Annotated in this window: 9 protein-coding genes; 1 reads left to right on the top strand and 8 read right to left on the bottom strand. The window is 69.1% G+C overall.

Going from position 1 to position 12,563, the window contains the following annotated elements; genetic code table 11:
• Window positions 1-60: 60 nt before the first annotated feature.
• Genes ACO2Q1_RS04455 through petA form a run of 3 tightly spaced genes read right to left on the bottom strand, consistent with a single transcriptional unit; the run spans window position 61 to window position 2,800 of the window.
• Window positions 61-921 carry a cytochrome c1 gene (locus tag ACO2Q1_RS04455; protein WP_423328753.1) on the bottom strand — a complete coding sequence of 287 codons (861 nt, stop codon included), beginning with the start codon at window positions 919-921 and terminating at the stop codon, window positions 61-63.
• A gap of 5 nt (window positions 922-926) precedes the next feature.
• Window positions 927-2,231, bottom strand: a complete 1,305-nt coding sequence (locus tag ACO2Q1_RS04450) for a cytochrome b (RefSeq protein ID WP_423328342.1) — start codon at window positions 2,229-2,231, stop codon at window positions 927-929.
• Between the two features lie 14 nt (window positions 2,232-2,245).
• Entirely contained in the window at window positions 2,246-2,800 is a 555-nt protein-coding gene (gene petA, locus ACO2Q1_RS04445; RefSeq protein WP_423328341.1) for a ubiquinol-cytochrome c reductase iron-sulfur subunit, read from the bottom strand.
• Window positions 2,801-2,994: 194 nt separating this feature from the next.
• Here petA and ACO2Q1_RS04440 point away from each other — a divergent pair, with 194 nt between their 5' ends.
• On the top strand, window positions 2,995-3,444 hold the full coding sequence (locus ACO2Q1_RS04440) for a tRNA (cytidine(34)-2'-O)-methyltransferase (RefSeq protein ID WP_423328340.1): 450 nt from the start codon (window positions 2,995-2,997) through the stop codon (window positions 3,442-3,444).
• Here ACO2Q1_RS04440 and ACO2Q1_RS04435 read toward each other — a convergent pair.
• The 5 genes from ACO2Q1_RS04435 to ACO2Q1_RS04415 form a co-directional block, all read right to left on the bottom strand.
• Window positions 3,389-7,177 (bottom strand): hydantoinase B/oxoprolinase family protein, encoded by a 3,789-nt coding sequence (locus tag ACO2Q1_RS04435; protein ID WP_423328339.1) that lies wholly within the window; start codon window positions 7,175-7,177, stop codon window positions 3,389-3,391. The two genes, ACO2Q1_RS04440 and ACO2Q1_RS04435, sit on opposite strands and share 56 nt — an antisense overlap.
• Before the next feature lie 80 nt (window positions 7,178-7,257).
• On the bottom strand, window positions 7,258-9,582 hold the full coding sequence (gene bglX / locus ACO2Q1_RS04430; RefSeq protein ID WP_423328338.1) for a beta-glucosidase BglX: 2,325 nt from the start codon (window positions 9,580-9,582) through the stop codon (window positions 7,258-7,260).
• A 151-nt stretch (window positions 9,583-9,733) separates the two neighbouring features.
• On the bottom strand, window positions 9,734-10,897 hold the full coding sequence (locus ACO2Q1_RS04425) for a glutathionylspermidine synthase family protein (RefSeq protein ID WP_423328337.1): 1,164 nt from the start codon (window positions 10,895-10,897) through the stop codon (window positions 9,734-9,736).
• A 155-nt stretch (window positions 10,898-11,052) separates the two neighbouring features.
• A complete protein-coding gene (locus ACO2Q1_RS04420; RefSeq protein WP_423328336.1) occupies window positions 11,053-11,793 on the bottom strand; it encodes a PspA/IM30 family protein in 741 nt (246 codons plus the stop codon).
• Window positions 11,794-11,807: 14 nt separating this feature from the next.
• Entirely contained in the window at window positions 11,808-12,482 is a 675-nt protein-coding gene (locus tag ACO2Q1_RS04415; protein ID WP_423328335.1) for a YjfI family protein, read from the bottom strand.
• Window positions 12,483-12,563: the final 81 nt, after the last annotated feature.

Genomic DNA, 12,563 nt, shown 5'->3' with positions numbered 1-12,563 from the left:
GCAACGAAAACGCCCGCCGGACAGGTCCGGCGGGCGCGATCGTCAGAGGGGGCAGGTCGCCTAGTGGGCGACGCCGGCCCAGATGCGGCGGTAGCTCATGTAGGTCACGCCGGCGAACAGGAAGAGGAAGATCAGCACGCCGAAGCCGGCCTGTTTCCGCTCCACCTGATGCGGCTCGGAAGCCCAGGCGATGAAGGCCGAGACGTCCTTGGCCATCTGGTCGACCGAGGCGTTCGTGCCGTCGTCATAGGTGACCTGACCGGCGGCCAGCGGGTTGGGCATGGCGATGAAGCCGCCCGGCGGGACGTGGGCGCCTTCGGGGACGAAGGGCGTCAGGTCGCCGGCCATATAGGCGTTGTAGTGCTGGGTCGACGTCATCGTCAGATACGGCGGCGGCGTGTTGTAGCCGGTCAGCAGCGAATAGATGTAGTCGGCGCCGCCGTGACGGGCCTTGGCCATGACCGACAGGTCCGGCGGATAGGCGCCGCCGTTGGCCGCGGCGCCGGCGGTCACGTTCGGATAGGGCGACGGGAACTTGTCCGCCGCGATGCCCGGACGCTGCATGGCCTCGCCGGTCTCGGTGTCGATGTCGGCGATCTGGAACTCGGCGGCGATGGCGCGGACGAAGCGGTTCTGGGCCGGGTTTTCCGCGTGCTCGTCGTAGAAGGGGCCGCCCTTCAGACCGAGGTCGCGGAAGTGCATGAGGTTCATGCTGTGGCAGGCGGCGCAGACCTCGCGATAGACCTTGTAGCCGCGCTGCAGCTGGGCCTGGTCGAAGGTTCCGAACGGGCCCTCGAACGAGAAGCCGCCGTCCTTGAGCTTGTGGGCGGCGCCGCCGGCGGCCAGGGCCGGGGAGGCGGCCAGGGCCAGACCGGCCATGGCGGCCACGGCGACGAGGGTTTTACGGATGGAGAACTGCATCACGTTCAGCCCTTCTGTTCGGCTTGGGCGGCGTCGGTGAGGACGGGTTCGGAGATGGAGGCGGGGATCGGCAGCGGCGTCTCCTTCAGCCCCACCCACGGCATGATCGCGAGGAAGAAGGCGAAGTAGTAGAGCGTCGCGAACCGGGTCAGCCACAGGTAGGAGTTCAGGTCGCCGTCGATCAGGGTGAAGGTCTTGAAGTCGCCGACCACCGGAGCGTCCGGCAGCTGGGCGCCGCACCAGCCCAGCAGCAGGGCGTTGGCGACGAAGAACAGGAAGAAGATCTTCATCTGTGGCCGATAGCGCATCGACCGGACCTTGGAGGTGTCCAGCCAGGGCAGGACGAACAGGACGCCGATGGCCGCGAACATGGCCACCACGCCGCCGAACTTGTCGGGGATGGCCCGCAGGATGGCGTAGAAGGGCAGCATGTACCACTCGGGCACGATGTGCGCCGGGGTCTGCAGCGGGTTGGCCGGAATGTAGTTGTCGGCGTGGCCCAGGGCGTTCGGATTGAAGAAGACGAAATAGGCGAACAGGATCAGGAACAGGATGATCGCGAAGCCGTCCTTCACCGTGAAATAGGGGTGGAACGGCAGGGTGTCCTTGGCCGTCCGCTCCTTCGGGATCAGGATGCCGACCGGGTTGTTCTGGCCGGAGGTGTGCAGGGCCCACAGGTGCAGCACCACCACGCCGAGGATCACGAACGGCAGCAGATAGTGCAGCGAGAAGAACCGGTTCAGGGTGGCGTTGTCGATCGCCGGACCGCCGCGCAGCCAGATCAGCACCGGCTCGCCGACGACCGGGATGGCCCCGATCAGGTTGGTGATGACCTCGGCGCCCCAGTAGGACATCTGGCCCCACGGCAGGACGTAGCCGAGGAAGGCGGTGGCGATCATCAGGAAGAAGATCACGCAGCCCAGGATCCAGATCATCTCGCGCGGGGCCTTGTACGAGCCGTAGTAGAGGCCGCGCAGCATGTGGACATAGACCGCGATGAAGAACATCGAGGCCCCGTTGGCGTGGACGTAGCGGATCAGCCAGCCGCCGTTGACGTCACGCATGATGCGCTCGACCGAGGCGAAGGCCAGGGCGGTGTTCGGCGTGTAGTGCATGGCCAGGACGATGCCGGTGATGATCTGCGTCATCAGGCACAGCATCAGGATGCCGCCGAAGGTCCACCAGTAGTTGAGGTTGCGCGGCGTCGGCAGCGACATGTAGTCGGCGCCGAAACGGATGATCGGCAGGCGGCTGTCCAGCCACTTCTCGATGCCGGTCTTGGGGACGTAGGTGGATTCGTGTTCGCTCATCGGTTTCGTCCCCCTCAGCCGATCTTGATGGTGGAGCCGGAGGTGAACTCATAGGTCGGCACGACCAGGTTCGCCGGGGCCGGGCCCTTACGAATGCGGCCCGAAACGTCGTAGTGCGAGCCGTGGCAGGGGCAGAACCAGCCGCCGTAGTCGCCGGTGCCGAAGGTCGGGATGCAGCCCAGGTGGGTGCAGGAGCCGATCACCACCAGCATGGGCTCGTGCCCCGGCTTGGTGCGTTCGGCGTCGGTCTGGGGCTCTTTCAGGCTGGCGGTGTCATCGGCCTTGGCCTTGGCGACCTCGGCAGCGGTGCGGTTGCGCACGAACACCGGCTTGCCCTGCCAGGTGATGACGACCTGCTGGCCTTCCTGGACCTTGGAGGTGTCGAATTCGATCGTGGAGAGCGCCAGGGTGTCGGCGGCCGGGTTCATCTGGTTGATGAGCGGCCAGGCGACCATGACGCCCGCGCCGGCGGCGGCGGCGCCGGCGGCGATGTGGATGAAGTCGCGGCGGGTGGCGTCACCCTCTGGCCCTGGATGGGCGCCGTTTGCAGTCACGACCGGTTCGGCCACGTCTCACCTCTGAATGTCCGCGCTGCGACGCCGGAAGGACCGGGCCGTGGCGTCGATTGGGTCTCGATTCCGGCGACGAGGACGGCGTCCGGCCGGATCTGTCGAAATCCCCGCAAGCAACTGACGCTACTTGCGAAACGATCGCAGAAAAGGCCGCGACAAACCCCCAGGCCGCGCGTATGGAGGGCCTTAGAATGCGGCTCGCCCTTTTTCAACCGGACATTCCTCAGAACGTCGGCGCCTGTATCCGCCTGAGCGCATGTTTCGGCGTGGAACTGCACGTCATCGAGCCGGTCGGCTTTCGCTTCGACGACCGGGCGATGAAGCGGGCGGCGCTGGACTACGGCCCGCTGGGCCATATGCTGCGGCACGCCGACTGGGACGCGTTTCAGCGCGATCGGCCGGTCGGGCGGCTGGTGCTTTTCACCACCAGGGCGGCCGGGACCCTGAGCGACTTCCGGTTCGAGGCGGACGACACCCTGCTGTTCGGTCGCGAGAGCGCCGGGGCGCCCGACTTCGTCCATGCGGCGGCCGATGCGCGGGTTTTCATACCGATTCGCCCGGAGGCGCGGTCGCTGAACCTGTCGGTCAGCGCGGGAATCGCCCTGTGGGAAGGGTTGAGGCAGGTTCAGGGCCTGCCCTGACTCCGGCCGGGCCGAATCCGCCGCCGCCCGGCGTCTCGATGACGAAGACATCGCCGGGTTCGAGAGCAGCCTCGGCGGTGGAGGCGAGAACCTCAGTCGCGCCGTCCAGTCGTTCGATGCTGTTCCGCCCCAGGGCGCCCGGTTTGCCCCCGTCCACGCCGAAGGACGGGATACGGCGGCGGTTGGACAGGATGGCGGCGGTCATCGGCTCTAGGAAGCGCATGCGGCGGACGGTTCCGTCGCCGCCGGTCCAGCGTCCGGCGCCGCCCGAGCCGCGACGGATCGAGAATTCCTCCAGCCGGACGGGGAAGCGGGTCTCCAGCACCTCGGGATCGGTCAGGCGGCTGTTGGTCATGTGGGTCTGGACGGCCGAGCCGCCGTCGAAGCCGGGGCCGGCGCCTGATCCGCCGGCGATGGTCTCGTAATACTGGCGGGTGGCGTCGCCGAAGGTGAAGTTGTTCATCGTGCCCTGGCTGGCGGCCAGGACGCCGAGGGCGCCGTACAGGGCATCGACCACCGCCTGAGAGGTCTCGACGTTGCCGGCGACGACGGCGGCGGGATAGCGGGGGTTGAGCATCGACCCCTCGGGCACGATGAGGGTGATCGGTTTGAGACAGCCCTCGTTCAGCGGGATGGCGTCGTCGACCAGGGTGCGGAAGACATAGAGGGTGGCCGCGCGTGTGATCGACAGCGGAGCGTTGAAATTGCTGTCGAGCTGGGCGCTCGTTCCCGTGAAATCCACGACGGCGGTGCGGGCGTCGGGGTCGACGTCGATCCGGACGCGGATGACGGCGCCGGAATCCATCTCATAGGCGAAGGCGCCGGGCCTGAGGGCCGAGATGGCCCGGCGGACGGCCTCTTCGGCATTGGTCTGGACGTGGCCCATATAGGCCTCGACGACCGGGCGGCCGAATTCGGCGACCATGGACTGAAGCTCTTCGGCGCCCCGTGTGCAGGCGGCGACCTGGGCCTTCAGGTCGGCCAGGTTCATGTCGATGTTGCGGGCGGGATATCGCCCGGAGGCGAACAGGGCGCGGGTCTGGTCTTCCAGCAGGCGGCCTTCGTCGACCAGAAGGACGTCGTCGATCAGGACGCCCTCGTCCTCGACCGTTCGGGAGGTCGCGGGCATGGAGCCGGGGGTGAGGCCGCCCACGTCGGCGTGGTGGCCGCGCGCGGCGACGAAGAAGGCCGGGGCGGCGTCGGCGTCGTCGAGGAAGACCGGCAGGATGACGGTGATGTCGGGCAGATGGGTGCCGCCGTTGTAGGGGGCGTTCAGCATATAGACGTCGCCGCGACGCAGGCCGCGACCGTCCCTGTTGTCGCCGCGCGATCGCACCACGGCGGCGATGCTCTCGCCCATGGAGCCCAGGTGGACCGGGATGTGCGGGGCGTTGGCGATCAGGGCGCCGGTCGCATCGAAGACGGCGCAGGAGAAGTCGAGCCGCTCCTTGATGTTGACCGAATAGGCGGTGGCGCGAAGGGCCTCGCCCATCTGTTCGGCGGCGGCCATGAAGCGGGCGTTGAACACCTCCAGCAGGATCGGATCGGCTTCGGTTCCGATGGCCTTGCGTGGGGCCAGGGGCAGGGCGCGGGTGAGGATCAGGGTTTCGGCCGCGTCGACCTCGGCGCGCCAGCCGGGCTCGACGGACACGGCGCCGACGCCCTCGAAGATCAGGGCCGGGCCGTCGATGCGGGCGCCGGGCGACAGGTGTTCGCGGCGGAAGACCGGGGCGTCGCGGTCGGCGCCGCCCATGCGGACGCGGACCTTGGCTTCTCCCTCCCCCGAAGTGGGGCGGGGCGCCGAGCCCTCAGGTGAGGCCGGGCGTGGAGGTGTCGAAGCCGGCGCCTTTTCTGGACTTCCCCACCCTGACGGCTGCGCCGTCGTCCCTCCCCACAAGGGGGTGGGAGAAGGAGAGGCGACGGCCTCGACCTGGAGGGTGTCGACGACCAGCGGCCGGTCGGCGACGAAGCCGAATCGCTGGCGGTGACTGGTCTGGAAGTCCCGATGCATGGCCTCCGCCGCGCCGAAGGGCACGGTCAGGGCGGTGTCGGAGCCGGCGTATTTGATCTCGACGCGGGCGACGGTGGCGACGTGGTCGTCCGGACGTTGGCCGCTGAGACCCGCCAGGGCGGCCTCGGTCAGGGCGGTGATGCGGTCGGCGAGGGCCGCGACGGCTTGCGGCTCCAGCGGGACGTTGACCGTCTCCTGCTTCAGGCTGCGGACATCGGCCAGACCCATGCCGTAGGCGGACAGGACCCCGGCCAACGGATGCAGCATGACTGTGGTCATGCCCAGGGCGTCGGCCACCAGACAGGCGTGCTGGCCCCCCGCGCCGCCGAAGGCGTTCAGCACATGGCGGGTCACGTCGTGGCCGCGCTGGATGGAGATGGTCTTGATCGCCTCGGCCATGTGCTGGACGGCGATGGCGATGAAGCCCTCGGCCAGGTCGAGCGGATCGGCGGGGCGGCCGGTGGCGGCCGAGACCTCGGCGGCCAGGGCGTCGAAGGCGGCGTGGACCGCCTCCGCATCCAGCGGCTGGTCCGCGTTCGGGCCGAAGACCGGGGGGAAGTGATCCGGGCTGAGCTTGCCGAGGCGGACGTTGCAGTCGGTCACCGTCAGGGGGCCGCCGCGCCGATAGGCGGCCGGACCCGGCACGGCGCCGGCGCTTTCGGGGCCGACGCGCAGGCGCGATCCGTCGAAGCGGCAGATGGAGCCGCCGCCCGCCGCCACCGTCTCGATGGCCAGCATGGGGGCGCGCAGGCGGACCCCCGCCACCACGCTGTCGGAAGTGCGTTCGTACTCGCCCGCGAAGTGGGAGACGTCGGTGGAGGTACCGCCCATGTCGAAGCCGATGACATGATCGAAGCCGGCGTCACGTGCCGTGGCCGCCATGCCGACGACGCCCCCGGCCGGACCGGACAGGATGGCGTCCTTGCCCCGGAAGGCCTGGGCCGAGGTCAGGCCCCCGTTCGACTGCATGAACAGCAGCGGCGTGGCCTCGCCGAGGTCGGCCCCGACCCGGTCCACATAGGCGCGCAGCACCGGCGAGAGATAGGCGTCGGCCACGGTGGTGTCGCCGCGTCCGACCAGTTTGATCAGGCCGGCGACCTCGTGGCTGATCGAGATCTGGGTGAAACCGATCTCGGCGGCGATGTCGGCGACGCGCGTTTCATGGTCGGGGAAACGCCAGCCGTGCATCAGGACCACGGCCACGGCGCGATATCCCCGGTCGAAGGCGGCCTGAAGATCGGCGCGGGTTCGGGCCGGGTCCAGCGGGCGGACGACCTCGCCCTCGACGCCCAGACGTTCCTCGATCTCGATGACCTCGCCGTGCAGGGGCGGGATGGGTTTGACATGGCGGGCGAGCAGCTCCGGTCGGCTCTGCCAGCCGATGCGAAGGGCGTCGGCGAAGCCCGAGGTGATGGTCAGAAGGGTCGGTTCGCCCTTGCGTTCCAGCAGGGCGTTGGTGGCCACGGTGGTGCCCATGCGCACCTCATCGACCAGCCCGGCGGGGAGGGGGCCGGGGCCCGCCCCGGTCAGGCGGCGCACGCCCTCGACGGCGGCGTCGGCATATTGTTCGGGATTGTTCGACAGCAGCTTGGCCGTGCGGACCGTCCCCGCCGGATCGCGCGCCACGATGTCGGTAAAGGTGCCGCCCCGGTCAATCCAGAAGCGCCAGCCGCAAGCCGCGAGGGGGGCGGCTTCGGGGGCGGTGAGAGGTGCGTCGGCCATCCTCGGATTAGACGGAGGCCTGCGGCGCTCGCAAGAGGAGGATGCAGGAAGAGCGGGGGCGAGCGTCGGTCCGGCGTCGCCTATCGCGCCAGGGTGAACCGGACGGGCGCGCCGGTCTGGGCCGAGGGGGCCAGCCAGAGGTCGAAGGCGCCGGGTTCGACGGTCATCCGGCCGTTCGCGCCGATGAACTCCAGCTGGCTGCGCTTCAGGGTGAAGCTGACGGTGACGGTCTCGCCCGCCGGGATCGCCACCTTGCGGAAGTCGCGCAGGCGCTGGCCGGGCTGGGTCAGGCTGGCGACGCGGTCGCGGATGTAGAGCTGGACCGTTTCGACGACATCGACCGGGCCGGAGTTGGTGACGGCGACCGAGACCTCGATCGCCTCGTTCCAGGGCATGATCGCCGACGACAGGGTCGGGGTCGAATAGGCGATCCGGCCGTAGGTCAGGCCGTGGCCGAAGGGGTAGAGGGCGGTGTTGGTCGTTTCGCGATAGCGGGCGGTGTATTCCTCGACGGCCTTGTTCGGGTCGGCCGGCCGACCGGTGGTCTTGTGGTCGTAGGAAAAGGGCTGCTGGCCCGACTTGTGCGGGAAGCTGACCGGCAGGCGGCCGGACGGAGAGCGGGCGCCGAACAGGACGTCGGCGACGCTGTGGCCCATTTCCGAGCCGAGGAACCAGGAGACGACGATCGCGGGGGCGTCCCTGACGGCGCCGGAGAGCTCCATCGCGCGGCCGTTGCGCAGCAGGACGACCACCGGCTTGCCGGTCGCCATGACGGCCTGGGCCAGGGCCAGTTGCGGCTCGGGCAGGCGCAGATCGGTGCGCGACTGGGCCTCGCCGGACATGCGGGCGCCCTCGCCGACGGCCAGGACGACCACATCGGCGCGCTCGGCGGCCTGAACTGCGGCGGCGATCCCGCCCTCCAGCGGGGTCTCGATCCCTGAGCCGCGGGCGATCGTCAGGCCCTGGGGGTCGGCCATGGCGGCGCGGAAGCCGGCCTCGAGCGAGATGCGGTGCTTTTCGTCGCCCCAGATGGTCCAGGGGCCGAAGACATTGTCGACGTCGTCGGCGAAGGGGCCGATCAGGGCGATCTTCTGGCCCGAAGGCTTGAGCGGCAGCAGGTCGCCGTCGTTCTTCAGGAGGACGATGGACTGGGCGCCGGCCTCGCGCGCCAGCTGATAGTGTTCGCGCGAACCGCAGACGGCCTTTTCCCGCACCGGGTCCATGCCGCGATAGGGATCGTCGAACAGGCCCAGGGCCGCCTTGACCGTCAGGACGCGGCGCACGGCCTCGTCCAGACGCGCCATCGGCACCTCGCCCTTTTCGACCAGGTCGGGCAGGTGCTGGAGGTAGAGGCCGGAGACCATGCTCATGTCCACGCCCGCCAGCATGGCGATGCGGGCGGCGTCGCGACCGTCCTCGGCGAAGCCGTGGGCGATCAGCTCCTGCTCGGAGGTGTAGTCGGAGACCACGAAGCCGGCGAAGTCCAGTTCGTCGCGCAGGACCTCGGTCAGCATGCGGTGATTGCCGGAGGTCGGCACGCCGTTCAGGTCGTTGAAGGCGCTCATCACCGACAGGGCGCCCGCGTCGATGGCCGACTGGAACGGCGGCAGGAACGTCCCGCGCAGCGTCGCCTCGGACATATCGGTGGTGTTGTAGTCCATGCCGCCCTGGGCCGCCGAATAGGCGATGAAGTGCTTGGGCGTGGCCACGAGGGCGTCGGGATGGTTCAGGCCGTGGTCGCCCTGGATGCCGCGCACCCGGGCCTCGGCCAGGATCTGGTTGAGCAGGACGTCCTCGCCCGCGCCCTCGACCACCCGGCCCCAGCGCTGGTCGCGGGCCACGTCGATCATGGGGGCGTAGTTCTGGTGGATGCCGGAGACGGCGCCCTCGAGCGCGGCGGCGCGGGCGGTGCGGCGGGCCAGGTCGGCGTCGAAGGCGGCGGCCTCGGCCAGCGGTACCGGGAAGACGGTGTAGAGGCCGTGGATGATGTCGGCTGCGAACAGCAGGGGGACGCCCAGCCGCGTCTCCTCGACCGCGATGCGCTGGATGCGGCGGCCGGCCTCGGCGCCGACGCCGTTGAACAGGGCGCCCAGTTCGCCCGCGCGGATCATGCGCGAGACGCGCGCCGGGTCGCCCAGGCCGTCGGTGGGATTGACGCTCTGGGGCCGGAAGCGGAACGGATCGTTCAGCAGATTCAGCTGGCCGGCCTTCTCGACCAGGGTCATCTGGCCGATCAGCCATTCGATGCGCTGGGCGTGGTCCATGCCGCCGGGGGCGACGGGGCGGGCCGCCTGATCGGCCTTCGCCGCCTTCGGAACCGAAAACAGTCCGGCGCCCAGGGCGGCGAGGGAGGCGATCTTGGACATGGCGGACCGGCGAGACATCAGGGGGGACGAATACGTCATGGCGGCGGTCGTGGCGATCATCATGACGGAACGAGTAGCCGGAATGTAACCGGTTACGCCAGACGTGCAATCCGCAGATGGGCGAAAAGCCGCAGATGGGCGCCGAGATGAGCGATCAGACCAGCGCCTGGACGGGCGACGGGCCGCGGCCTCAGTCGCGGATGAAATGCGGCAGGAAGCGAGAGGTGTTGCGGGTGATCGGGCTGGAGTCCTCGCGCAGGCCGATGCCGGCCGGGGCGTCGCCCACCACCCAGGACCCCACGATCACATGGTTGGCGTCAAAAACCGGCGGGGCGAGCAGGGCCTGGCGGATCCAGCGTCCCTCGCCATAGCCGCCGTCCAGCATCGGCTGGGCGCGGCCGTCGACGGTGAACTCGACATTGGCGCCCTCGCGCGAAAACAGGGGTTTGCGGACATAGGAGGCGCCGAGCGCCGAGGCGGCCGGATCGTCGTCGAACCAGGACTCCAGCAGGTTCGGGTGGCCGGGGTGGCGTTCCCACAAAAGGGGCAGAAGCGCCTTGTTCGACAGGATCGCCTTCCAAGCCGGCTCCAGCACCGTGACCTGGGCGTCGGGCAGGGGGCGGGCGTAGTCGTCGCGCAGCATGTCCTCCCAGGGGTAGAGCTTGAACAGGGCGCCGATCAGCCAGTTCTCATGATCGACGAAACGACCGTCGGCGTTCAGCCCGATGTCGCCGATGGCCACGAACTGGGGATCGAGGCCCGCCTGCCGGGCCAGGTCCTCGAGAAAGCGGACGGTCTGGCGATCCTCGACGAAATCGGGATCGGAGGCGAAGTGGACGAAGCCGCCGTCAGGGAAGATGGCGCGGAAGCGGTCGATCAGCTGCTCATGCAGGCTGTTGAACTGGTCGGCCCCGGCCGGAAGGTCGCCCGAGGCGATCCGCTCTTCCAGCCAGAGCCACTGGAAGACGGCGCTTTCATAGACGCTGGTCGGGGTGTCGGCGTTGTACTCGTAGAGTTTGGCCGGGGACATGCCGTCGTAGGCGAAGTCGAAGCGGCCGTAGAGGCTGGGATCGCCGCGCTTCCAGCTGTCGGCGACATAGTCGCGCGAGGCCTCGGGGATATCGAGTTGCGCCATCAGCCGTTCGGACTGGACGGCCTCCTCGACCAGATCCAGGCACAGGGCGTGGAGTTCGGCGGTCGGCGCCTCGATGTCGCGTTCGATCTGGTCGAGCGTGAAGGCGTAGGCCGCGCTCTCGTCCCAATAGGCGGCCCCGGAATCGTGGTGCCAGGTGAAGCCGAGGCGTTCGGCGGTCGCCTGCCAGTCGGGACGGGGGGTGAGGGGAATGCGTTGCATCAGCCTTCATTCCTCCCCCGCCGGGGGAGGGGGACCGCGTCGCGGTGGAGGGGGGCAACCGCGCACGCTGGAGTCTGGATCAGGCCCCCTCCGTCACGGCGCGAAGGCGCGCCGCGCCACCTCCCCCGAAGGGGGAGGAATGGAGCATCGAAGCCCTAGGCCGGGTCCTTGTCGGCGGACTTCAGTTCGATCTGGGGCGTGACGACGGTGACCGTCGGCGCCGACAGTCGGGCCAGGATGTCGTCGGCCGTGGCGTGGCCGGGCAGGATGCCGGCCTCCTTGAGCTTGGCGTCGAGGTCGGCGCCGGTGCGGCGGTCCTCCAGCTCCTGGCCGGCGCGTAGCTTTTCTTCCTGAACGGCCTGTTTGTGCTTAATGCGCTGCAGGCTGTCAGCGGCGGAGCCGATGCGGGAATGGGCGCCCTGGGACTGGAGGGCGACGGAGGTCTGGGCGCGCTGGACGGAGTCGTTGACCTTGACGATGTCGACCTCGCGCTTGAGCGTCTCGATCTTCTGGTCAGTGGCGGCGATGGCCTGGCGCAGACGGGCCTCGGCCTGTTTCATGCCTTCGATCAGGGGGCCGCGCGTGCCGATTTCGGTTTCCAGCTCGGCGATGCGGACGGCGACCTCGCGGGCCAGGTCGGTCTTGCCCTGGGACAGGGCGGCGCGGGCCGAGGACTCGTACTTGGCGATCTGCTCGGAAAAGCTCTGCAGTTCGTTCTCGGCCATGCGGCGACGCGCGACGAGGCCGGACAGGTCGTCGCGGGCCTTGCCCTGGGCGGTGTCGGCGTCGCGGATTTCCTGATCGAGGATCTTCAGCGCATTGGCGTCGACCAGGGACTGGCCGGCCTCGTGGGCGGTGCCGCGGAACAGGGCGGAGAGTTTGGCGAGCATGGACATGTCTGGTCTCCGGATCAGGCGGCGAAGGTTTCGCGCAGCGCCGTGGCGTCGATGGCGTTCTCGGCCAGGGTGCGCAGTTCGATGAGAATAGTCTGGAGGGTCGTCTTGGACGAGAGCTCGCCCATCAGTTCATAGACGTCCTGGTCGCCGACGGTGGTGATGGCGAAGTTGGACAGGGGGACGACCCGCTGGGCCTTGAGCAGGAATTCGTTGAAGGCGGCGGCGTTTTCCTGCTCCGCGACCGGCCACAGCAGGACCGAGCAGACGATCTGGGCGCCGCCGACCGACAGATAGATGGGCAGGTCGCCGTATTCGTGCATGGTCGCCAGCAGGACCGGCTCGGCGGCCTCCAGCACGCGCAGGGTCATCTCGCCCTCGCGGACCAGGGGCGAGGCGTCCAGGGCGTCGCGCACGGCGGCGACGGTCCAGGCGGTTTCGATCACGGCGTCCATCGGATGGGGTTCTCCAGAGGGGATGGAAACGGAAGTGGGGCGGCGCGGCCGGTGGGGCAATGCGGGACCGCGCGTGGAGTCGGTGACGATGGCGCGGACGGCGGCGCGGATGTCGTCCCGAAGCGCCTGGGGCGCCCAGAACTCCAGCTTGACCATGCCCGCCTCGCGGCGCGCCTTTCGCCAGGCCCGGATGCGGTCCGAGCCGGACGTCGGCGAGGTGTCGTCGGTCGTCGTCATGTTACATGTAACGCGTAACATGAACGCTTGACCGGCCGCAAGCGGCATGTGAGGGTGAGCCTATGGGCGATCTGCGACATT

The organism is Brevundimonas sp. VNH65, from assembly GCF_049445955.1.
Taxonomy (GTDB): domain Bacteria; phylum Pseudomonadota; class Alphaproteobacteria; order Caulobacterales; family Caulobacteraceae; genus Brevundimonas.
Note: the sequence above shows the minus strand (reverse complement) of the source record. Positions and strands in the feature narration are given on the sequence as shown.

Bases quoted from the DNA above. Each gene is read 5' to 3' on its own strand.
- ACO2Q1_RS04415 (WP_423328335.1), bottom strand. From the start codon at position 12,482: ATGACGACGACCGACGACACCTCGCCGACGTCCGGCTCGGACCGCATC.
- bglX (WP_423328338.1), bottom strand. From the start codon at position 9,582: ATGACGTATTCGTCCCCCCTGATGTCTCGCCGGTCCGCCATGTCCAAG.
- ACO2Q1_RS04440 (WP_423328340.1), top strand. From the start codon at position 2,995: ATGCGGCTCGCCCTTTTTCAACCGGACATTCCTCAGAACGTCGGCGCC.
- ACO2Q1_RS04420 (WP_423328336.1), bottom strand. From the start codon at position 11,793: ATGTCCATGCTCGCCAAACTCTCCGCCCTGTTCCGCGGCACCGCCCAC.
- ACO2Q1_RS04435 (WP_423328339.1), bottom strand. From the start codon at position 7,177: ATGGCCGACGCACCTCTCACCGCCCCCGAAGCCGCCCCCCTCGCGGCT.
- ACO2Q1_RS04450 (WP_423328342.1), bottom strand. From the start codon at position 2,231: ATGAGCGAACACGAATCCACCTACGTCCCCAAGACCGGCATCGAGAAG.
- ACO2Q1_RS04455 (WP_423328753.1), bottom strand. From the start codon at position 921: ATGCAGTTCTCCATCCGTAAAACCCTCGTCGCCGTGGCCGCCATGGCC.
- ACO2Q1_RS04425 (WP_423328337.1), bottom strand. From the start codon at position 10,897: ATGCAACGCATTCCCCTCACCCCCCGTCCCGACTGGCAGGCGACCGCC.